At 43.2% G+C, this 24,854-nt stretch carries 11 protein-coding genes and 1 tRNA gene; 2 read left to right on the top strand and 10 right to left on the bottom strand.

All coding sequences use genetic code 11. From position 1 onward, the window contains the following. Positions 1–6: 6 nt before the first annotated feature. The 4 genes from NSS67_RS08610 to NSS67_RS08595 all read right to left on the bottom strand — a co-directional run bounded on the left by NSS67_RS08610 (position 7) and on the right by NSS67_RS08595 (position 7,499). Positions 7–3,351: a cellobiose phosphorylase gene (locus NSS67_RS08610; protein WP_339319165.1), complete on the bottom strand. Its 3,345-nt coding sequence runs from the start codon at positions 3,349–3,351 to the stop codon at positions 7–9. Positions 3,352–3,398: 47 nt separating this feature from the next. Continuing rightward, positions 3,399–5,567 carry a beta-glucosidase BglX gene (bglX, locus tag NSS67_RS08605; RefSeq protein WP_339319164.1) on the bottom strand — a complete coding sequence of 723 codons (2,169 nt, stop codon included), beginning with the start codon at positions 5,565–5,567 and terminating at the stop codon, positions 3,399–3,401. 44 nt (positions 5,568–5,611) lie between these two features. Next, a complete protein-coding gene (locus NSS67_RS08600; RefSeq protein ID WP_339319163.1) occupies positions 5,612–6,361 on the bottom strand; it encodes an alpha/beta hydrolase family protein in 750 nt (249 codons plus the stop codon). A 118-nt stretch (positions 6,362–6,479) separates the two neighbouring features. Then, positions 6,480–7,499, bottom strand: coding sequence for a LacI family DNA-binding transcriptional regulator (locus NSS67_RS08595; protein ID WP_042191311.1), 1,020 nt, complete (start codon positions 7,497–7,499; stop codon positions 6,480–6,482). 402 nt (positions 7,500–7,901) lie between these two features. Here NSS67_RS08595 and NSS67_RS08590 point away from each other — a divergent pair, with 402 nt between their 5' ends. Beyond that, the gene (locus NSS67_RS08590) at positions 7,902–8,810 is read left to right on the top strand and encodes a serine hydrolase (protein WP_339319162.1); all 909 of its coding nucleotides are present in this window, start codon (positions 7,902–7,904) and stop codon (positions 8,808–8,810) included. Between the two features lie 295 nt (positions 8,811–9,105). Here NSS67_RS08590 and NSS67_RS08585 read toward each other — a convergent pair whose 3' ends face one another. The 4 genes from NSS67_RS08585 to NSS67_RS08570 form a co-directional block, all read right to left on the bottom strand. Next, positions 9,106–15,078, bottom strand: a complete 5,973-nt coding sequence (locus NSS67_RS08585; RefSeq protein WP_339319161.1) for an S-layer homology domain-containing protein — start codon at positions 15,076–15,078, stop codon at positions 9,106–9,108. Between the two features lie 482 nt (positions 15,079–15,560). Then, the gene (locus NSS67_RS08580) at positions 15,561–15,752 is read right to left on the bottom strand and encodes a hypothetical protein (protein ID WP_339319160.1); all 192 of its coding nucleotides are present in this window, start codon (positions 15,750–15,752) and stop codon (positions 15,561–15,563) included. 429 nt (positions 15,753–16,181) lie between these two features. Then, a tRNA-Arg gene (locus NSS67_RS08575) sits at positions 16,182–16,255 on the bottom strand. Positions 16,256–16,449: 194 nt separating this feature from the next. Then, positions 16,450–16,809 carry a hypothetical protein gene (locus NSS67_RS08570; RefSeq protein WP_339319159.1) on the bottom strand — a complete coding sequence of 120 codons (360 nt, stop codon included), beginning with the start codon at positions 16,807–16,809 and terminating at the stop codon, positions 16,450–16,452. Between the two features lie 145 nt (positions 16,810–16,954). On the opposite strand from NSS67_RS08570, the gene asnB reads away from it, so the two are divergent. After that, positions 16,955–18,799 carry an asparagine synthase (glutamine-hydrolyzing) gene (asnB, locus tag NSS67_RS08565; protein ID WP_339319158.1) on the top strand — a complete coding sequence of 615 codons (1,845 nt, stop codon included), beginning with the start codon at positions 16,955–16,957 and terminating at the stop codon, positions 18,797–18,799. An 88-nt stretch (positions 18,800–18,887) separates the two neighbouring features. On the opposite strand, the gene NSS67_RS08560 is transcribed toward asnB, so the two are convergent. Together NSS67_RS08560 and NSS67_RS08555 are read right to left on the bottom strand one after the other, a co-directional pair. Beyond that, positions 18,888–19,724, bottom strand: coding sequence for an aldo/keto reductase (locus NSS67_RS08560; RefSeq protein WP_339319157.1), 837 nt, complete (start codon positions 19,722–19,724; stop codon positions 18,888–18,890). Positions 19,725–19,964: 240 nt separating this feature from the next. After that, positions 19,965–24,833, bottom strand: coding sequence for an S-layer homology domain-containing protein (locus NSS67_RS08555; RefSeq protein WP_339319156.1), 4,869 nt, complete (start codon positions 24,831–24,833; stop codon positions 19,965–19,967). Positions 24,834–24,854: the final 21 nt, after the last annotated feature.

Raw genomic sequence — 24,854 nt, 5'->3', positions numbered from 1 at the left:
ATTATATTACTTATAAATTTCTATCACATTTCCAGCTTCTACGCAGAGACGATCAAAGTCCTCACGTTTGATCCGGATACCGCCACTACGGTAGCGATTAAGCGTACCTTCCGCTTGCACATCTGTACCGTTAACAGTAATCCGAGTGTTGTCAGAGCCTGTAAGGTGATAAATAAAGTCTACCTTAGTACCTACATATTCAAAGTTAAAGTGCATTCCGTCCAGCGACTCCGGCAGAATTGGGTCGATGATTAAGTCTCCGCCTTCCGTACGGATTCCCAGTGCATTCGAGATTAGCTGGTTCATATAGATCCCAGGGCCGCTTGAATAGATTCTCCAGCCACCTTTGACAGCTACGTCACCATTACGCAGTTTATCGAAATTCTCCTGCGCCTCATAACGGGTGTTGAATTTACCATCCGAGCTACTGAAATAGGAGTTAGCCTGACGTAGTTCGGCATTTGGCACCACATCGCGGATTCCGATCGGATTAATCGCAGCTAAGCCATTCCAGACCTGATCGGTTTTTCCTAGCTTAGCCATAGCTTCTACATAACGGATGTGTGCATGTACATACTGAAGTCCAATTTCCCGACCAAAGTTAGAAGCTTGCTCCGCACGTTTGAAATGAGTGCTGACGCCACCAACATATTGAGCTGGACGGTTCATCAGACGAACGCCATCTGGACAGAAGAGTTTATCTTGGATCACTTCATAGTGGGCTGCGGCCTGTTCAGGAGTTAGTAGCTCACTGATCATACTGCGCGTCATTGGCAGCAGACGGTACTGAATCCCTGTTTCCGTATCGCTTGGATGCACCAAAAGCTTCACCTGCTCTGGATCCTCCATATACAAGAATCCAGGAATCACCTCAGATTGGAGCATATGTGTGTTGAAATCCTCACGGATTCCCTCCACCATCGCCTTCAGCTCCTCCGAACCTGCTGGATCAACTGAACGAATTACTTCCGAGAACTGATTAAGAGTCTGATAGGTAAGCGCCACTGTCCAGCTACTAACCATGTACTGTTTTAGCTGTGGATTCGCCGGCTGGAGCGTATCATCCCAGTCTCCATCACCGTAAGAAGACAAATGTGTGTCATGCAGGAAGTGATTCTTAATATAAGCAATTTCCTTCCGTGCATGATCCAGCAGCGTAGCTTCTTCCTCTGTAAAGTCAAAGCTATGCTTACGAGTATACGGCACCTTTTCTTGCAATATACTGTAGTCTTGCGTTACCGCTAAATAGTCTCCAAGCACTTTGAGTGGCCATACAATAATATCACCGTGGCTCTCCTCTTGCTGAATCTTCGTATATTTATCAAACATGAACCACTGTGGCCAGTTACCGTCATCTTCATATTGATGAGCGTACAACGTCCGCAATATTTCGCGAACCTGCTCGTATTTTTGCGTAGCCATAAAATATTCTACAGGTCCCTGACACACGTCACGAGTTCCCCAAGCAGCGCCGCCATATTGTTCCAGTCCGTGAGGTACAGAATAATGGACGAGCATATTATGTGTATACCACCAAGCGAGAGCATTTACCTTAAACAACTCACCTTCTGACCCATCACCTAGCGACAAGCGGAAGCCATTCATAACCCCTCTATAGAACTCGCGGTATGCAGAAATTTCCTCTTCAGCTGTACGGCTGCTCGATTGAATCTCCTTACCATCCAGAAGACCTTGAATGTTCAATGTCCACTCACTGCTCTCCGACAGTTCCAGAATAGCTAGCGGTGCATTAGTAGGCTCAGCATGAGAGACAAGTCTATCTTCATTTTGAAGCGTAAAATCCGCTCCCTGTACTTGGAATTTATACTGCAGATCAGGATATTCTCCTGCACTTAGTGCACTTCTGTCAGCCGAGAAGGTTACTGTTCCCTCTTCTTGCTTGAATTGATATGGAAGCTCGTATTCGTTAACGTTCATAGTAATCTGATTAGTGACCAAATAACGATAAGCTTTACCACTTTCCGAACGTACATTCAGGAATATCTCCGGAGAATCTGCAGTGGTGTAGTTCGTAATAATGAAGCATTCACCATCTGTTCTGTAATACCAACGAGCATAGTTGAAACCAACTTCGAATAGAGACGGCATGGTCAGCAAACGATATTCGCCATTCCACTGTACATAGATTCTTTGTCCTGAAGCTTTTGGAATGTTAAGGGCATTTCTAGGATTGGACATTAGCTTATTGAAATTGGTATTCCCAATAACTACTTGGGAGTTAAAGATCCCGTACATATAAGAAGTTGTCGTGATGACTTTATCATTAAGTCGAGCGTTATCCCCACTCATTAGAATATGACCGTGCGGCCGTTCTACTCGTAATTCCTTCTCTTTCAGTACAACATGCTCATAATTTTCCGTGAAGAAAGACAGTAATAGGTCTCCCTCTTTTTCCTCTTGATAGCGAACTGGATACAAAGCATCGATCTCTTTCTCTGACAGAGAATCTGCCACCAGCGGCGCTCCCAGTTCCTTCGAGAGGAAAGAACGCTCAAGTGCTGCTTCAGCTTCTAAAGGCAAATCTTTTACAGTATCCCAAGCCGCAGCAATATCCTTCGTGAATTCTAGCGTGGTGATCGCTTCAGGATGATCTTGCTTGAACAATCCGTAAAACACAAATCTTGCTTCCCCGCTCAGCTTCACCCGCTCCGATTGCAACGCAGTATAAGCGAATTCATATTGATAAATTTCATTACTTAATTGCTCACGACTCAGACTTTCCGGTTGATTAGTCTCTTTATAGGACAATCCAAAGAATTGAAAACCATCCGTTGAGAAGCTTGCTGCCTTAGTGATTGCACCTTGTTGCAGATATGGGAATTTACCACCTTGCGGCTGATTCTGTCTGGAGCAAACGACATATCCTTTTGACTGATCCTCGAATACGGCATGATCAATATACTGTGAAAGGTAAGCTTCATTACTACGAACCGCGCCGATATCTGCAATACCCACATCCTGTCCGTATACGAGATCTACATCGGCTTCCTGCCCCGAAAGCTTCACATCCCAGAACCATGGACCTTGAGCCGTAGGTGTAAAAATAACCTGATACTCGATATTTTCCGCAGTACCTTCCCAGACCAAGCGGTTTCCAGACTTACGTACAGTGCTAGAAGAATGAATGCCCAGCAAAGGAACAGCTTGAATGTTTCCATTACTATGAATACGTAAATATAGATTGGATAAGGATCCATCCACAATATTTGGCAGCAATTGATTGATCATTGTCCGTTCATGGAGAACTTGGAACAAGTCCCCACTGTTTGTAAAAGTGAATGATAAGTCCCCAGCGTTTAAATGGATGTTAGAATTCATATTAGTAGTCATATTTTTGCACTCCTCTATTACGACACCCTGTGTCGTATATATTCTACTTAAGCTAATGTTAAGCGAAAATCTCGTTCTTTAACCTCTTGGCTATTTGGGCCTACAAACAATTTAAATTGTCCCGGATCACTGCTAAAGCTTAAATCGCTATGATAGTAACGAAGCTGTTCTTCCGTAAGCGTAAAGCTCACTTCTTGGCTTTCTCCCGGGGAGAGGCTGATCTTAGCAAAGTCTTTCAGTTCCTTCATCGGTCTGACAACTTCTCCTGAAATGTCTCGGATATAGAGCTGCACTACCTCTTCTCCTTGTACATTGCCCGTATTAGTCACCGTAACAGTTACCTCAATAGGCTGATCCTTCGTCATTATTTCGCCGGAAAGAATCGGTTCACTGTAGCTAAATGTCGTATAACTAAGACCAAAGCCAAATGGCAGGAACGGCTCATTAGGAATATCCAGATATTGTGAGACATAACGTTTGTCCGCACCAGGTGCATGAAGAGGACGGCCAGTGTTGAAATGATTATAATAGACAGGAATTTGTCCAACAGATACAGGGAAAGACATCGTCAATCTTCCAGACGGATTCTCGTCTCCATACAGTAGACTGGTAATCGCTGCACCGCCTTCGCTTCCTGGGAACCAGGCTTCCAGAATGGCATCTGCATTCTCGATCACACCACTTAGATCCAGTGGTCGACCATTAAACAACACTACTACAATAGGCTTACCCAGCGTCTTCATGCGTTGCAAAAGCTCACGCTGCGCTTCCGGCAAGCGGATATCTGAACGACTTCCCGCTTCTCCGCTCATCTCCGAATGCTCTCCAAGCGCCAGCACAATCACATCGGCTTCCAGCGCTGCCGCTTTCGCCTCAAGCCATTGCTCTTCTGTAAAGCTATCTATTCCAGAGCCTTCTGCAACGGTAACCTTACCTGCAGCTGCACGAGCTTCAATAGCTGGAGCAAGACAGCTGGCTTCTTCTGTTGAACCCAACCAGGACCATGGTCCAAGAATATCTCCGTTATTAGCAAACGGTCCTATTAGCGCAATCCGCTGCTCTGCTGCAAGCGGCAGAACCTGATCATTCTTGAGGAGTACGCAGGATTTAATCGCTAATTCTCTCGCTGCTTTCCGGTGAGCTTCACAGAAGATTACTTCACGCTCTTTCTCCACATCTGCCCCACGTAACGGATTATCAAACAAGCCCAATTTTTTCTTCAATTGCAAAATACGAAGTACAGCTTCGTCAATAATGCTTTCGTCCACTTGCCCATCAGCTACAAGAGCTGGCAATTGATGCACATAACATTCCGTCATCATCTCGATGTCCACGCTAGCTTTGATAGCTTTAAGCGCTGCCTCGGCTTCATCCTCGGCGACACCATGCGGGATCAGTTCCTTCACTGCGCCCCAATCCGAGATCAACACACCGTCAAAGCCCCATTCCTCACGCAGCAGCTGACGAAGCAGCTTAACATTTCCGCTTATCGGAATCCCATCAATCGTATTGAACGAGGTCATAACCATCTCTGCGCCCTCATCCAGCGCTGCGCGATAGGCTGGCAGATAATATTCCCGTAGCTGACGTTCTGATAAATCGACCGTATTATAATCCCGTCCACCTTCGGATAGACCATAAGCAGCAAAGTGCTTAACGCAAGCCGCCATACGATTCACATCATCCGTCAAGTCATTTCCCTGAAATCCGCGTACAAACGCACGTGCAAACCTACCATTCAAATAAGGATCCTCACCGGTAGACTCCATCACTCTACCCCAGCGCGGGTCCCGAACAAGATCCGCCATGGGTGCGAAAGTGACGTGTACACCGGAGACTGCCGCTTCTTTAGCTGCAATCTCGGCGCTTAGCTCCGCTCGTTCCATATCCCAAGAGCAGCCTATCGCCAATGGCACCGGAAAAATCGTCTTAAAACCATGCACGATATCCGCCATCATCAGCAGTGGAATACCCAATCTATTTTTACGTAAGTGAGCTTCCTGGACGGCAATAACTTGCTCTGCGCCCGAAAGTCCAAGTACTGAACCACTGTTCTCGATCATGTGATCCGTAATCCCCATGGATGCCATAGGGCCTGTAATTTGCCCTCCCTCTTCCGCTCCTTCATAGAAATTAGCGGCGAGCTGTTGCAATTGTGCTATTTTCTCTTCAAGCGTCATCTGATTCAACAGGGATGTCAGTTGCTGGTCTTTCATCTCAAATCCTCCATAATATCTCTTTCTGCAATTGCTCATTGCTCTTAGTTGTACAAGAAATCAAAAGCTGTCTTCAGATGTTCCTCCCAGAATCTCCACTCATGCGCTCCTGGGGTCTCAACATATTGAAAGGTATAGGGACTCGCTTGCATATGAGAAGCAAATTCCCGGTTCATCTCCACAAATGGATCTTCCGAACCACAGCAGGTCAGAATTGAAGGTAACTTACGTTCTTCGTCGACCAATTTAGCTGCTAAAGCATGCAGATCTTGATCGGGCTTAACTTGTAAGCGTTTTCCGAAAGTGCCTGCCATCTCCCTCGCCATATCCGAAGACATTTGCGGGTCTTTCAATCTTTTCTGAATATCTGTAACGCCTGATAAGGAAACTACCTTGCTGTAACGCTCTGGATAGGTAAGCGCACATTTCAGTGCCCCATATCCGCCCATCGATAGACCGGCAACATACGTCTTCTGCGGATCATCATCCAATCTCATCATTCGGCCACAAAGCTCAGGAAGCTCTTGAGTAACATAGTGGAAGTAATCCAGTCCGTACTCCATATCTGTATAATAGCTTCTGCCTACCTGAGGCATTATGACTGTGCAGCCATACTTGTTAGCATACTGCTCAATGGTTGTTAATCTGTACCATGTGCTAGCATTATCTCCAGCACCATGTAATAGATAGAGCGTTCCTCCGGTGGTGTTGCCCGAATCGACGGGGGAGATTATACTGATCGACGTTGTCATTCTTAAGGTAGGAGAACCAGTCTCAACGGTTAGAAGTGCCATATGTCATCTCCTTGCGAAACCTTTTTTTAAAATATAAAAAAGTATATGCTTACGCTATAAATTATCCTTCTATTTCTCGCTCAAACGCTTACCGTCCTTATAAGGACGCCGAAGGCGTTTATGCTTGTTTATTAATCTTCTTACAAGATCCTCGCTTAACCAAAACAGACTCGAATACCACATGCTTGTTCTCCGATTGTCCCGAAATCAGGTCAAACAGAATTTCAACACTGGCTTTCGCCATATCCACCCCAGGTTGGCTAATCGTATCCAGCGATGGATGATAGTATTCTGCCATTTCAATACCGTCAAATCCAATAATCGAAATATCATTTGGAATCGATAGGCCCAAAGACAATAGAGCTTTGGCAGCTCCGATAGCAATCGTATCTGATGCGGCGAATACAGCAGTGATATCTTTTTTCTTATTGAGCAGTCGTTTCGTAGCCGTAAAGCCAGAACTTGGACTGTATTCACAATCCTCTACCAAGGAAGCATCATACTCAATCCCATGATCCTCAAGCGCCTTAATATAACCCATCAGACGACGGTTTCCGGTAGTGTGCTGAACCAAAGGAAATCTGGCCAAAAAGCAAATGTTCCGATGCCCGAGTGAGATCAGATAGCTCACAGCTTTATAAGACTCTTGCATATCATCAATGATCACACTGGAAAATACGGCAGGATCAACATCCTTTGTAGTCGTGATGGTAGTTAGAACGAATGGAATCGGTAATTGTTTGAACTTCTCTTCGGAATGGTCATATGTTCCACCCATAAAGATTACGCCGTATAAATTCTTTTCCTTCACGAGCTGCAGAGCAGCATTAATCTCATCCACTCCATCTTCTACATGCTGGATCAAAAGTGGGCAGCCACGTAAATTCACTTGACGCTCTACTTCTTTGATCATGTCTGCAAAAAACGGATTGGCAATCCCCTTAACCATAAGCGCTATCGTATTAGAACGCGTTTTCTTCAGATTGCTCGCATTTCCATTTGGAATATAATTATGTTCTCTTACTACAGCCATTACTTTAGCTCTGGTTGCATCACTTACGACACCGGAGTTATTAATTACCCTGGAGACCGTGGCGATACCAACTCCCGATAGCCTTGCAATATCCTTGATATTCATAATTCCCCCTGATTCACCCCTATAATGAGCTCCCCTTCACCTGATGAAATCAGCTTAGTGGAAACGCATGAAATGATGGGAAACGTTTCCCACGACATCATTTTGACTGTTTTCGTACTTAATTCGCTTAATACGTTCATTATGGACAGGTATTTTCAAGAAGTCAATCTATAAATTCTAAGTGAAAATGATTTTCCTCTTAAAAATCACTTTAAATTATAAGGAGATTGATACCAATCAATAGTCCCCTACATTTATTGACTTTAAAACAAGAATAGAATACCATCAATTTAACTATTTTATACATCATGAGAGGAAACGTTTCCACACTATTTTCATTCAATTCAATCAACGAATTTTCGTATCCCAACTTGGACTTTTAAAGAAAGAGAGTTGAATTCTATGATAAACATGGCTCGATTCGAAGCTAAAATCCGTGAATGTGGATTGAATGTATTCAATGTACGTGTGCTTCAAAATGGAACTCTAGTGGGGAAAGTGGATCTCGCAGAGGATATCCGGCGCTTGCAGCATTCTATCAGCAAATCTTTTACATGCATGGCAGTGGGCCTGGCTATCGAAGAAGGAAAGCTAACACTGGATACAACACTTAGGGATGTGTTTCCAGATTACGTAGTTACTCATAAGCAAACTCTTCCCTCGATGCAACCTGGGGAACTGACCTTGTTCGATTTACTGCGAATGAGCACAGGTCATGATTCCCCTCCATTTTGGGCTGAAGAGAGATTGGCCTTAAAGGATATAGACTGGATACAGCATTATCTATCTCTACCTTTAGACAGACCTCCTGGGGAACAGTTCACCTACAGCAGCGGGGATACCATTATGATTTCTGCAATGGTACAAGCCAGTGTCGGACAAACCGTAAGAGATTATCTCGTTCCCCGTCTCTTTGCGCCACTAGGCATAGAAAATGTCGATTGGGAGACGACTCCGCATGGAATCACCCTCGGTTGTGCCGGACTTCAGATCAACACGGAGGAACTAAGTCGATTTGGACAGCTTCTTTTGCAAAAAGGAATGTGGCAGGGGCAGCAGCTTATTCCCGCAGCTTGGATCGATTTTGTCACGCGTAAGCAGATCGAAAATGATGGGGATGGCGATTGGGGCCAAGGATACGGCTGTCAATTCTGGCTGTGTACTCACAATGCTTATCGTGCTGATGGCGCTAACGGTCAATTCTGCGTTGTTGCCCCGGATGCTCAGGTGGTGATTGCTATTAACAGTATGGAAGATAATATGCAAGCTATTCTAGACACTGTCTGGGAGGAGATCTGGCCGCTTCTGTAGGCTTCTGCTCATTAGGGTACGTTTATTAGTGAAAATCTCCCTGATTTTTTCCAATAATCGCTCCATACGAATGAAATTAAGGAATTCCTCCTTAAAAATCAGCGCAATATCCATATTTGCCTAGGAATCAGCTAAATTTCAGGGAGTAATTCCCCAATTGTTCAACAGAGCTTCGCTTCATATTGGTGAGGACCCTTCCTGAGTGATACGTGAATATAAAAATTGTACGCCCTGAAGACTCGGGCGTACAATTTTGGTTAACTTTTATGCGATTATTCTATAACATCTTTACACTTTACTTAGTCATAATATTATAAATAATCTGAACAAATTCTGCTCTGGTTGCTTTATCATTAGGTAAGAGTTTACCGTTTGACCCCGATACAACACCAGTCTTTACAAACAATGTCATTGCATCAGTTGCATAAGTAGAAACAATTTCTGCATCCTTAAAGTCTTTCAATTCTTTTTTACCAGTTACAGTCGGCAATTCATTAATGTTCTTAAGAGTATTGTACGTCAATACAAACAATTCCTGTCTTGTAACCTGTTTGTCAGGTGCAAATACATTGTTACCCAATCCGTTTGTGATTCCCAATCTCTTTGCCGCTGATAGGTAGCCAGAATAATATGTGTTTCCTGCGTCACCGAAATTGTTTTCAGAGTTTTCATCAGGATTGATACCAAAAGCTCTCATTAGCATAACCAAACTTTGTGCTCTGGTTATTTTGTTTTCGGAACCAAAGTTTCCATCACCTAATCCGTTTGTTATACCCCTTGCAGATACAAAGGTTACTGCGTTGTTGTACCATGAATTTTCGGCTACATCGTTAAAGCCCACCTTGTTGTACCCTACAGCATACGTTGAGGAATTAGGTGTCTTGAATGCTACAGCGTTGCTTGTTGCATCATACTTGTAATTTCTAAGCGTTTCATGCTTATCTGTAGTATTAATATCGTATACCACGATTGCATTTGGATTTTCTCCTACCTTAAGTATATAAGGTATTGTTACTATTACATTTCCGTCAAATTGTGAGATAGTCTCACCACCACTGTTAATTTCAAAATTAACAACAGGTCTGTCTCCAATCTTGCGCTGAACTTCTGCGGATAATGTTGATACTTCTTTCTTCGACAAAGTTATTGTAATAGTTCCTGTTGCCTGTTTGGAAATGCTCGATGCTGTTTTTGCATCAATGGTCATTGTCCCATTTGTCGTAGATATGTTCAGAAGATTAGCTTTACTAGATATGAACTTTGTTAAGGCTTCATTTGATAAAGTAAGTCCAACTACGTTAGCATTTGCAGGAGCATTTACATCTAGTTTGATTGCTACGGATGCATTTGCACCATGTTTAGCAACTTCGTTCATTGCCTTTGTTATAGCTTCAACTAACTGATTTTCAGTAATTGTTGCAATAGCTGATCCATTTGCTCCAACTTCAGCTTTAACAGGAACAATAGCTGTTACCTGAGATCCTGAAACTGTTATTTCATAAACTGGGTCTGGTTTGGGCGTTTGCTTTGGTGTTGGGTCTGGATTGGACGTTTGTGTTGGTATTGGTGTTGGTGTTGGATCTGGGTCGGGTTTCGGTGATTGTACTGTTACAAGACTATCAATAGCTCTTGTTAATACATTTAAAGATGAATCAACCTCTGCCTGTGTTGCATTTGCATCATTATTAACTTTTTTAGCTTCTAACAATGCATTCAGCATGATACCCCATGATGCTTGAGTATAGCTTGTCGAAATCAATGTATTTGCTGACGCTATCTTCGCTACAAGTGCTGTTTTATCAGCGATTGCAACTATGGTTGTAGCATCTACTGTCACCTGAACACTTATATTCAATGAAATATTAGTTGTATTTAATATCCATTCAGGAAGTGATACTGTTCCATTTACTGTAAATGTCTGTTCTGTCTTTACATTAGGATCGTAACTTACTGAGTCTAAATCCCATTCCACATTCGCATTCATAGTACCGCTAACCGTTACTACCTCAACTGTAGCAGGTAATTTAAGATCATCTGCGGTTTTTATTGCTCCGTTTGGTACCCCAATTACTGCAGTAGGTGCAGTTACGCTCACAAGTTCTGTAACATCTTTTATTATTTTGATCGTTTTAGTAGCGAACTTAGTTGGGTCGACTACAGATGTTGCTTTAATTTCAACTTGTTCTGCTGTTTCGTTTTCGTTAACCATTAATAACCCGTTATTAATTTTAGTGTCCGCATTTTCAGCACCATAAACACTCCATACAACTGTTGTTGACGCATCATTTTTTACTTCTACATTAGAGGAAAACTGTTTGATTGTTCCACGTTTAACCGAGTCAACTTGGTCTGGTATTGTAACGCTAACTACTGTCGGGTGTAGCTCATCTACCACTAACACGTGTGCTGTTCCTGATTTTGTCGGATCAATAGTAGAGGTTGCCTTAACTGTTAATACACCGTTAATTGTTTCGTCAGCAGAAATAGTTAGTACCCCATTACTGATAGTAGTATCAGCACTTGTATTACCATAAACATCCCAAGTAACTGTATCATCTGCATTACCTGTTACTTCAGCTTTAAATGTTACTGAAGTTCCGATTTTACCATCAACATCGTTAGGTGTGATGGATACAGAATCTACTTGTTGATCTCCCTTATTCACCAAGTAACCTACAGCATTATCAAGGTTAAATCTTGCTTTCTCAATTTCGATAGCTGTAACAAACTTTGTTGCTGATTCTACATCACTGACAAATTTTTTAGTATGTTCTAAAACATCACTAAAGCGTCTAAAGCTATTAACTGAATATAGGTCTTCAGTATACTTTGTTTCATACTCTTTAGTTACTTCTTTAAGTCTTTGAATATTTCCAACACTACGAAGTGCTAAAACTGAATCTTCTAAAGCGACTCTCTTAACTTCCGCATCACTCGCTTTAACTTCTGTTGAAATCAATGCTTTTACATCATTTAAAGCTTTTGAAAATTGTACCCATGTAGCGGAAATATAATCTGATTCTTTAAAATTGCTATAACGATTTACTAAGTCTTTTAATGAAGACTGGTCAACATTAAGATCATCAGTTTTCCCGTAGACAAACTCTAATCTTCCTGAATCAGGTTTTCCTGATTGTTTCAGTTCGTAATAGATTGTGCCACCGTCTTCGGATAATGGAACTCTTTCCTGCCTAATAGAATCTTCACCTTCTTGGACTAGACCGGAATGTAAAATCGGTGATTTTGAATCCGCGGATTCAAAAATCTTCATTTGAGTTCCAACATCTAATCCTTTCAAAGTAAGAACACCGTATTTGCTACGTGTTTGATTACCCTTTAAAGAATGTTCCAATTTAATTGATGTGGGTGCTTTAATTTCCACCCCTGTCTCCGGAGCGTACTCAACGCTATAACGTAAACTTACCATTCCGTTTTCTTGTGTTGTGTAATATAATCTGCCACCTTCAGTTTTTAACTCTAAGCCGTCAAAAGAAGCTACACCCCGTCTAAGTTGTTTGTATCTTTCATCTGGCTGTACTGCTTTTACTTCTGCAAATGGAGTTTCCGCTGTTAGGCTATCATATAGTTTAATCAAACCTGTATCCTCAGCAGGTTTACCAGTGGTACCTACTGGTAGCGAAACATTATCAATTACTACAGTATCTTTTGCACCGATATTATTTTTTACTGTAACATTACGGTCTAGCAATGGTTCAGTATGAGGGGTATAAGCATTCTCATACAACTCAAATTCATAAATACGAATTGCATGCCAAGGACAATTATCACTTTTCGTAACATGAAGTCTAATATATCGTGCTTTAATTGGTGTATCAAGAACACGATCTGTAACGTCTTGGCGGTTTCCAATTACCTCGTCAATTTTTGTATACTTTAAATTTATAATTCTACTCTTACTAGTAGGGTCTGCAGGGTTTAAAATTTCATTACCGTCATCTGTTGCATACTGTAAGTCGAAGGTATCCGTGTTGAAATCTACTCCTTCTCCCGCTCCTGCAACGTTAGCATGCTTAACAACCCAACGGCTTATATCCATATCCTTGCCTAAGTCTAAGTAAGCTGATGCATTTGTTTTAAGGGAAGCCCATTTACTGCTTGGGATAATTCCATCGTTAAGCTTGTCAATCTTACCACCTGGATCAAAAGATCCATCATCAACCACTGGAACGTTCAATGCAATATTTGCACCTTCAACCCCTGAGTCTTCGAAACCATTAGTAACATCAGGCCAGTTAAAATTGAATGTTTTTACTCCACCCACTGTTCCATTTGAATTGTAGGCTGTAACTGCAAAACTAGACTGCTTTTCCTCACCATCTTTTATAAATCTTCCTAAATAGAAAGCATCACTTGGTGTTGCACCTATAAACTCTTTTTTACCGTCAGCATGCACACGATGAATGGTATATAAAGACGCATTAGCAGATTTCTCCCAATAAATTCTTGCTTCTGCTGTTGAATCATTTACGTATACTGAATCATCTAGTGTGATTGCAGATGGTGCTGAAGGAACAACTTCATTTGTTGTAAATGCAAGTTTACCGATATTAATAGAATAACCCGTAACATCCGTAGTTGCATTTAGTTTCAAGGATATCGCAATTGCTTTTTTATCATGTTTTGGTAAATCGATAGTAGCAGTTGTCCAACCATTCTTCTCCACCCCAACAGGGACAGCGAAAAATTCAAAATTACTATCGTCATAGTTATCACCAAAGGCTAAACCGATAGACATATCGACACCGGCTTTAGGTGTTTTATACGTTATGCTTACCTTACTGTTATCTTTAATTTCTAGCTGTGAGCTGTATAATTTTATGTGATTTGGCTTATTTGCATCCAGATCACCCGATAGATTTAGTGAAGAACCACCCCACCAAGCATCCGCATAATCAAATTTTGGAGTTAGTTTAGAACCTTCACTATCCACAATCCAACGCCATGTTGGAGTTATATCCGATAGTGAACGGTTATACCAACCGTTTTCTTTACCAGTAACAACACCGTCTTCGTAGAATTTCTTACCGTTACCAACTGCGAAGTTAGTTACAAATTCATCCCCTATAATCGGTGTCTGGTCTGCAATAAGACTTGAGAACCCTGGAAAAGTATCTTCAGTTCCTTTAGTGCGTGGACTTCTCGGATCACTTGTTGGTCCTGTCCATAGGCGTGGATCTTCCTTATTCATAAAATCGTCTATTGTCTTAGAACTTATAAGTGTTGAATTAGAACCTAAGATACCAAGAGAAACTTTTAATTTATTATCCGCTCCAAGCAAATAGGAAACATTACCGCCCTTGTCAGTATAAGGGAAGTTTTCCCATGAAGCATGTATATCAAAAGGACTTCTACCTGCATTTAAAGTTGTCTTGATGGTTTGATCGATATTACCCCAACTCATGTCAAGCCACCAGTCGTCATTCAGTCTTTCTTCTCCGTCTTGTAACCAATTTTTCACATCAGAATCACCTAATCGACCCTTACCATTATACCAAGTCATTACGAAATTCTGTGGCTTTTTCTTCTCAATATAAGCAAGCATACGCTTTAATTTTGCCATGCTTTCAGGACTTGAACTTGACTCTTGGTTAATAGTATAACCATCAAATCCATAGTATTGGGCGATTTCAATTAATTTATCTGCGGCAATAAAATTACCTTCCGAGTCCTGCTCAACTAGTTGATCAATAAACTTACTGCCAAATTCATAATCTCCCCAAGGAATAAAAATAGTTCCAGTTGCCTTTACACCATTTCTATGAGAAGCATCGATATGCTCAGGGGTTGGTATAGCAATTGGTCCTTCAGCTGATGAACCACCCCAATAGTTGTTAATATCCATGTATTGAAAAAATGTGGGTGTATAAGCATAGGAACCATCTCCACCTTGTGACGGTGCCTGACTTGAACGTGCGCTTGTACCACTAAGAGGTATCATTCTTGCATCACGTGATGCGTCTGGATTTACCGATGGACCCATCCATCTTTTTGCTAGTGGAACCGAACTCCTATTATAACGTGCATCTGGGTCATTGTCGGGATTCCAGTTCTTTAACTCATCAATATGTAAACTTGCCCCGTATGGTTGCAGTGTTTCGTTTTGATAATAGTACTCATTCGATATCGGTAACGGCTCAGGAAAATACCCCAAGGCTGCATGTACTGGTTGTCCTACAAACAGTACACTGGAAAGCATACTTGCGCCAAGCACACAACACATTGTTTTACTAATCATTTTTTTCTTCATTGTCGCCTCTCCTTCTGTTGTCTTTTTTGATAGTTCTCTTTGGTTATCTATCCTTCATCTTGCACTTGGTAATATCACCAATATTATCAGCCAAAAAATAGGCTTCCGTACTCAAAAAGTTTAATATTGACCATTACCGTAAGGTCTTCCGTAAATGATTTCTTCACCTTCGAGATCGACTTACCCATCTTAATGAGCAAAAAAATAACAGTTGCAGGGTAGCAGTCAACAATTGTTTTCTATTTTACATACAATATACCTCCGATCCTTGCTGATGGTCTTGGTGTAGAGGGAACCGAATCCTGCTTGCACCAACTCTTAACGAGGATCATCGGACATTATTGTCCATGCCTTCACCCCTTCCGTTTGTTGAATAGCACCGAACATGTACATCATAATTTTAATGAAAGCGCTTTATTATGTTCTAGTCATAAAACTAAAGATTGTAGTCTAAAAACATTAGTTTTCGCTGATATACTCACTTATTTATTGGGATTAACATCATAATCATTGCTTGAAACTCGGTATCTCTTCATCCATTTCTTTACCCGCCCTTGGTCTTGAATCTCAAAATACTCTGTAATTTTCCGATAAATCCATCTTTCTCTGTCCTTTAATCGCCATAAAAATACCCCCCCTAGAATTTCATTGGACAAACCAGCGGTTTTATCCAATGTCTATTCTAAGGGGTGCACTTCACTTCATGCTTCCTGAGCAGCAGAGTTTTATCTTGAGCCCGTATATCGAGCTTTACAATTTACTCATTCCTAAAGATAACTTGCTGCGGCGTATTGACGAGTTGGTGGCTTTAGCTTTGTTTATGAGGAACTGAATAAAAGGTATTGCCAAAAAGGATGCAGCCCTACCGGGCTGACTGCGAAGCTGTTCCTATCGATGCTTTTGCTCCGACGAACCTCGGGCTTCTCATCCCTGTACGCAAAAACAGCCTTCCCGAAGGAAGGCTGTTACTTGTCCCGGGCGGGATGCAGCCCTACCGGGCTGACTGCGAAGCTGTTCCTATCGATGCTTTTGCTCCGACGAACCTCGGGCTTCTCGTCCCCTGTACGCAAAAACAGCCTTCCCGAAGGAAGGCTGTTACTTGACGTCCCGGAAGGGATTCGAACCCCTGACCGTACGCTTAGAAGGCGTATGCTCTATCCAGCTGAGCTACCGGGACATGTTAGAATTAAAGATATGTAATAAGGCAACGAATTCTATTATACCGTATTCAGCAGATTTTTCAAGAGCAAACATTCTGAAAATTCATTTCAAATAACAACGAGGACATCCTTAGGCCAATGAAGTGGCGTAAGAATGCCCTCGTTGCTGCTTTTAGCTGCAGAATGAAAGCAGCATTAACCACAGTACAAGTTACGACTCCAAATTCCGAAAATGCTGCTCCAGCTGCCTTTTTAAATCTCCAAAGGTCATTAACTCTCTCTGAAACTTGGAACGTTCATCCTCAGGCGTCATAATCATACTGCCTGTAAACGCACTCGAAGTCACATCTTTAAACGCCTCATGCATATTGTTATCAAACCAATCGGTAGAAGTATCAGCGTCATTAGTAAGGATACGGACAATCTCATATCCTTCCTCGCGCTGATCCTCCACGATGTACACCAAAAGCGCAGGATCACTAACAGCACCTGGCAACACACCTACTTCTGCACAAGGTGCACCGTCAAACTCCATCATTCTACGAATTTTGGCATCTTTAATATAATACAACTGTCATCCTTCCCTCCTGGCAAATTCCTCTCTCCCCTAGTGTTCGGATAAGGACATACATTTTATGCCTTCCTTCGGCATATATCTGTATTACTTGGCAAAAAAGTAAGGACAACAATCGCACAAAAAGAGAGGATGAACCATCATGTGCGGAATAACCGGATTTATCCAGTGGCGCGGAGATCTAACTCAGCACTCACAGTTGCTGGTCAAAATGACTGAAACTTTAGCAAACCGCGGACCCGATGCAGCTGGAACTTGGATTTCAGGCCCCTGCGCTTTCGGTCACCGCAGACTTAGCGTTATCGATCCAGAGAACGGCGCACAGCCTATGATCACCCGCCACGAGGAACAGGTATATGCGATTGTGTACAACGGCGAATTATATAACGCACCCGAGCTCAAACAAGAACTTAAGCAGCGGGGTCATCAATTCCGCACCCAATGTGACACCGAGGTTCTGCTGCATGCCTATATCGAATGGGGACCGGATTGTGCAGAGAAGCTCAATGGGATCTTTGCTTTTGCAGTATGGGACGGTCTTCGGGATCAGGTCTTTTTTGCACGCGACCGCCTAGGTGTGAAGCCTCTGTTCTATAGTAAGGTGGATGATGTCTTAGTCTTCGGCTCAGAACCTAAGGCGCTGCTGCAGCACCCCAAGGTACAGCCAGTAGTAGGGCCCGAAGGACTAGCGGAAATCTTTATTATCGGTCCAGCCCGTACACCAGGACACGGTGTTTATAAGGATATGCAGGAGCTTCGTCCAGGGCACGCCATGATCTATAGTCGCGAAGGTCTGCGTAGTTACGCTTATTGGAAGCTCGAAAGTGAAAAACATACTGACAATGAAGCAGAGACAGCCACTAAGGTACGCGAACTGCTGCAGGATACGCTCGAACGCCAACTAGTCTCAGATGTTCCTGTTTGCTCTCTTTTATCAGGTGGGCTGGACTCCAGCGCGCTAACTGCACTTGCAGTGGATTTCTACAACCGAAACGGTCAGGGACGTGTGGATACGTATTCCGTCGATTATGTCGATAACGACAAGCATTTCAAGAGTCATACTTTTCAGCCTGGGGCAGATGGACCGTGGATTAAGCGAATGGTCGATGAACTGAATACGAACCATCACTATATCTCATTTGATACACCGGAGCTTGTAGAAGCACTTGATAATGCGCTGTACACACGAGATCTACCTGGGATGACCGATGTGGACTCTTCCTTGTATTTATTTTGCCGCGAGATTAAAAAGAATGCTACTGTAGCCATTTCCGGCGAAGCTGCCGATGAGATCTTTGGCGGATATCCTTGGTTCCATCGAGAGGAGATGCTCTCCTCAGGCACTTTCCCTTGGTCCGTTGCTCCTAAAATGCGTGCAAGTCTATTATCCCCTGAAGTTAATGAATGGATTCGGCCACTGGAATATTTGGGCGATAGATACAGCGATGCGGTAGCAGAAGTCCCTAAATTGGATGGGGAAACAGGTAAACAAGCACAAATGCGCGTAATGTCCTATCTGAATATTACCCGCTTCATGCCAACTCTGCTCGACCGTAAAGACCGAATGAGTATGGGTGCTGGACTTGAGGTACGTGTTCCTTATTGTGATCATCGGCTTGTTCAATATGTATTTAATATTCCTTGGGAAATCAAAAACTTGGGCGGTCGTGAAAAAGGGATTTTACGAAAATCGCTTGAGGGTATCCTTCCAGACGATGTGCTATATCGCAAAAAAAGCCCCTACCCCAAAACCCACAATCCAGCCTATTTAAACGCGGTCCGAACGCAAGTATTGAACATTCTAGATGACTCTACCTCGCCTATCCTTCCTTTAATTAATGCTGCCAAAATCCGTGAGATCGCCGCTTCCCCAGAATCCTCTACTAATCTGCCTTGGTTCGGTCAACTTATGTCTGGCCCTCAGCTTTTTGCTTATCTGGCCCAAGTGGATCTCTGGCTGCGACAATATAATGTCTCCATTAGTTAAATGTAACGAACTATTAAGATACTCTAAATGCAAACAGCAAGTCACCGTTCATCCGGCGACTTGCTGTTTGGCTTGTATTCACAATGATTTAAAAGTTGAAGTTGTCTGGGTCTGGACCAAATCGATGGTCTTTGTTCAAATCTTCGATGGCCTTAACGTCTTCATCGCTAAGTGTAAAATCAAAGAAACCCGCATTCTCTTTGATTCGATCCGCATGTACCGATTTTGGAATCGTAATGACGCCTTGCTGCAAATCCCAGCGAAGTACAATTTGAGCAGGAGTCTTACCATACTTCTCTGACAGCTCTTTGAGGAGGGGTAGATCAAGATTCCCTTGCATTAGCGGACTCCAAGCCTCAAGCTGGATGCCTTGCTCATTGGCATACTTCAGTAGCTCACGCTGAGTCAACAACGGATGGAATTCCACCTGATTCACCACTGGCACTACTCCGGTGTCCTCGATGATGTCCTTCAGATGATGAATCTGAAAATTACTTACACCGATGGATTTGACGAGACCCTCTTTTTGCAGATGAATCAAAGCTTTCCATGTCTCCTTGTACTTACCTACCACCGGCCAGTGAATGAGATACAAATCTATATAATCTAGTCCCAGCTTGCGCCGGCTAACCTCGAACGCTTTCAGTGTCGACTCGTAGCCTTGATCAGCATTCCATACTTTAGTTGTAATAAACAGCTCATCACGTGCCACTCCACACTCACGAATAGCTTGCCCAACGCCTTCTTCGTTATTGTAAGCGGCAGCCGTATCAATACTGCGATATCCAACTTCCACTGCGGTTTTGACCGCATGAATAACCTCTTCGCCGTCCTTAGACTGCCACACACCGAGGCCTAGCCAAGGTATGGTCACTCCGTCATTTAAAGTTGGTCCACCTGAGAACGGTGCGTTCAATTCACTCATTGCTTAACCCTCCAAGCTAATTGTTATTTCGTTAATCTTACTTAACCTAATTCCACTATTCAGAAGCAAGCGCTGACACAGAAAGTATAGCAGATTGTCCTGACATACCAAAATGGAATGGGTACTTCGTATAATCCGGCACCTCCCTCCTCTGTATAATGGCACAAAAAAAAAAGAGGTCTTGCGTATTATGCGCAAAACCTCTGTCTTAATAAGCGAATCCAAAAATACTATCTGTCCTTATTTAGCCATTCTCAAAAGCAGAGTCACCGCTTCGGCTCTCGTCACCGGATCATTCGGAGCAAACCGATCATTGCCTTTGCCTTGGATCAGACCTGCCTCATATGCTGCTGCAGCGTATTCTTTTCCCCAAGCAGGAATTTTATCGGCATCGGCAAAAGGTAGAGATGCCTTCGTATCGCTCTTCAAACCAAGTGCCCGTGCAACCATCGCTACAAATTCAATCCGGGTTACTTTACCTTCAGGACGGAAAGAATTATCCTCATATCCTTTAATAAGTCCGGATTTAACTGCACTGGAGATGTAAGATTTCGCCCATCCTGGAATGTTGGATGCATCTTCAAATGGGATAGCTGTATCCGCCTGCGGGAGATTTAACGCACGGACAAGCATAACCATCAACTCACTGCGATTCACCACTACATTCGGACGGAATGTTCCATCTTCATATCCCTTGATAATTCCACGTTCTACTGCGGTAACAATAGCATCGAGTGCCCAGTGATTGGAGATGTCTGTAAACTTCGGCGGGGTAACCGAACTTCCGTTGTCTCCCGTGTTACCTGTGTTACCGTTATTGCCATTATTATTATTGTTTCCGTTGTTTCCCGTGTTGCCATTATTACTATTATTTCCGTTGTTACCGTTGTTTCCGTTATTACCCGAATCTTCATTTTCCTTGATAACCGTTAAGACAAACGTCTTCTGTACCTGAACGCCGTCTTTTTCCAAAGATGCTGTCAACGTCACTGGAGTAGAAACGGTCGGACGTTTCACCTTACCGGTATTTGAAATCATATTCGTGTCGCTTGAAGACCAAGTGATTAAGCTACCGCGCTTTCCTTCCGTTGGCAACACCACATTCTGAGTTACCGATTCACTGGAGTCGCCGGCAGCAAATCCAATGGCTAGATCCTCCCTATCAAGCTCAACATCTGTTGGCTTAGGTAGATCACTCAAAGTAATGGCCAACGTTTTTGTACTGAGCGGAACGGTAACGATACCTTTGGCGTTATCAACAACACCCCCAGAAGACTCCAGAATGTTGTTAACCATACTAGGTAATTGAACGCTGATTTGTGCGTTGCTCGTATCTGCCTTAGCTTGCTCCAGACGGGTCGTAAATGTAAACACAAGCTGGTTTGCTTTTCTAACTACATTGTATCCTACTCTTCCGCCTTGGAATGCAGGATAGTTCTGCACATTCGCGATCACATTGTTGTTCTTATCAGCATCCGCAACCCACTCTTTAGGAATACCGCGTCCCACAATAATTTCGTATTTCGTGTTCTGATCATAGATTCGCTCAGTAATCAACGAATCCACTAATACCTTCGAGTTGACGGCCTGCCCCCACATATGCTGAGCAGATCCTCCCCCACCCGGTGTATTACGAATACCAAGCTCATCATTGACTGCCGTCCAAGGACTGGATTCTACAGCTGGGTAAGCAACTCCTTCCCACCAACTGAAAGGTCCACTCATGGAATTTTCAATCATAAACTCGTAGGCTTTAATCCCCATGTCTCTGTATTTCTCACCGCGAAGCGCCGAACTTCCGTAGCCAGCATTATATGCACTGGAGTAGAAGCCATGAGGATAACCGCCAAAGTTATATGGAGAATCGGTTGTCCCTTCGTTGACACGTCTTTCGATACCATAGGTATAAGTGTCATCTAGCATCGTCAGGTTGATATTGTCCTCTGGCTGGTTCGCACCATACAAATATCCATCCCACAGCCATCTTCCGAACAGGAACATGGAAGCCCAGTTAGCATCCCGGGAGTCCTTCATCCGGTTCTCGTCATTACTTTGCACAACAGATGCAGGAATATAGTTTAGTGCTTTGTCAGTGATTGTTTTTTGCAATTTATCCGTGAAAGCAGCGAGCAAATCCTCGTATTGAGCGTTAGCCCACTCCGCCTCTGCTAGATAGCTTGCCTCTCCTTTCACCTTATACAGCTCACGCGCAATATATTCATAAGACGCTAACCCTGTCAGTGCCGAATAATTGTCAATCGTCCAATAGCCCAATGAATCAATAGCTTTCGTTTCCTTCATAATTCGGCCATCTCCAGCACGGTCGCTTTCAATGCTTCTTGCTCCGAATTTTACCCGCTTATCGAAAACGGTACCCACTGATCCGTCATCCGCTTTCATTATTTCATCAAATAAGGATGTATCGCCGGTTTTGCTCAAATATACAGCATACGTCCACGGAAGCTTCCAGTTGGCATCCCAGAACAGGTTCGGGTCCACTTGACCGGTCTCGATGTTAATTCCGCCGGTAAGAGGTATGCTTTCCAGATACTCTCTTGCGTGTGCAAAGTCACCGCTCTGAATCAATTGAACAACAATTCCGATGGTATCGTGAGAATAAAGTCTCGCATAACCATTCTCACCCACATGCAAATAATTGCCGTCTTTAATGATCATGTTGTAAATGTAGCCCGCTTTAAAAGCATTGACCAACTCTTTATTCGGCAGATCGATATCAACTACTGTGGACAGCCGGTTATTCCAGTATGATTTCATCTCACTGTAGTTGCCGTCAAACGTACCCAGTTTCGATACTTGCTCCCTCGTTAGAGATGTAAAGCTCGTTTTTCCCGCATCAAAATATTCATACTTATCCCCTTCAATGGCAAACTCTCTGATAACAGTTTCCCCAGGTTTGATCGTATAAACTTCGTTTGCAGCCTGATTCATCGGAACCAGATTGGCAGATACAACCGGCAGCAGGCGAGTCTCATCCGAATGATTAGTAACCGTCATTCTGGAATAGTTAATAACATAGTCTTTGCTCTCTACCGTAAGTTTGTTACCAAACGATTCAATTTTATAGTCCATATTGTCTTTAGCAAACTCATTTATAAATACCGGCAGATAACCTTCCGCGTTATACCATTTGATGCCCGACGTATTTGTCGCACCGAACGTAACGATTTGTTTCGTTGCCACAAACCCATTCTGCATAGGACGGGTTCCGCCGATCTGATAGGATCCGTCGAGGAAAGCCAGCGTGGCGTTCTTGTCACCTTCAAAACCAAAACCAGCTGTCATTTTAGGGTTCAATTCATACTGATATTTCAATTCCAATTGCAATCCATCCAAGGCATTCAGCACCTTTGAATAGACCTTGATCCGTTCTTGCTCGGATGCGCTGGTATTCAAAGCTTGTGCTTCCTGGATCGCTTGATGTACAACGTCTGCCGACTGGCTGGTGTAGCCAATCAGGGTCGCTTGGCTAATCGTCTCCATCTGCTTCGCGATTACATCCAGATTCGTACTCAGTACCAAGCCGTTAAAGGCTGTCTGTACCTGATTTAATGCCTTATCAAGCTCTTCCTGTTTAACATCCACATCGTTCAAGCGATCATAAGCGCCGCTCAATGCTATCTCTAAGGAAGACCAGCTATGGAGCGTGTAAAGCTGTCTGTTATATTGTTTAAGCTCTTCAATCAGGCCTTGCAGTGGGGCCCGATCTACGTTGCCTTCTTTCACAATTCTCATGATGCCTGTGCCTAGGCTCGCTTCGGATTTAAAGACACCTGATGTCGATTTGCCAAAGGACTCCTTTTGAGATTCAAAGTTTTTGGACATGATGACCCAGCGATATTCCCCGGAGCCCCGCTCTTGTTGAGTCAGAACGAGCGCATATTGCGTATCCTTAAGGAGACTGTAGCTCAACTCTGCAGTAGTGAGTCCTCCGTCCACAATCCGGTTTTTGTCCACTGTCGTTTGGACTAGCGGATCTCCAGTCGGCAGCCCTTCACTGTTTGCTGCATACAATTTGATAATCAAGTCGCTCACAGGTTCTTTATATCTTTTGACATTTACTTGAACATACTTCATATCAACAGCTTCCTTCACTGTGAAGGTTTGATATCTGTCCTGTTGATCGGTTTTAGCACCGAAAGTATACTCCTTGAACGCATTATCCGTAAAATCAATTACAATGTTCGATTCTCTCTTCACCAGACCAAGCTGCGCTGCTACCAAAGCATTGATAGCGCTGTCAACTTCCGGCTGGGTTGCCTCTGTTCGATCAAGTACAAGCTTGGCAGCAGCCAGCGTATTCACCAGAACCTGCCACGTCTCATTTGTATAAAGACCTTGCGTCATATTGCTAACTCTGTTGTATTCATTTTGCAGCGGCAATTTATCCGCAAGGGCCATACTGCTTAAAGCCAATCCGGAAAATGAAGTATTTCCGTTCTTCGCTACAACCTTTGTCAAACGCCCTTCAATTTTCAGCTTCACATTAGCAGGCACGTTGACTTGATACTTATAGTTCTTAGAAACAGAATCGCCGTAGACGTTTCGGGTTACCGAAAGTACATCATCAGTATAGATGTTAAGATCTATATCTGCTTGCCACAACCCAAGACCAAATACAAGGGTGGAATCCTGCGGCTGCGCTGCTACTTCAATATCCCAGCCAACATTGTTATAGCTCCCTTTGTCTCGACTGGACTTTGGATAAAACAGACCTGTTCCCGTGTCGTTTAAACCATATTCAAATCCTGGCATACCATTACTCCAGGTATAGGACATGTAATCGGCATCGGTGCCTCTGTTTAATTTGCCCTCAGTTGCCGTATCCCCATATACACTGAAGGTGACCGAGTTCGGACCTGCCTTCTGAATTCGTTGAAGCTGATTCAAGTTATCCGCTTTAAAATGCAGCCAGTCGATATCCCCCGTTTGTGTTAAATTCAGTGGAAACTCGCCATTGACCACGCCTTCATTAATCTTAGGAGCAGGTGCTGCGGGTGCTGCCTGCATAGAGTACACGGGACCGATGGATGTTATGAACAAGCACATGAGTACAATCTTTGAAATGACACTGTTAAGCGACCTTTTCATTTTTCCCTTTGACCTCCTTAA

Origin of the sequence: Paenibacillus sp. FSL R10-2734 (assembly GCF_037963865.1) — a bacterium.
In the GTDB taxonomy this organism is placed as follows: Bacteria; Bacillota; Bacilli; order Paenibacillales; family Paenibacillaceae; genus Paenibacillus_AQ.
This window is presented reverse-complemented; position numbering and strand designations above follow the sequence as displayed.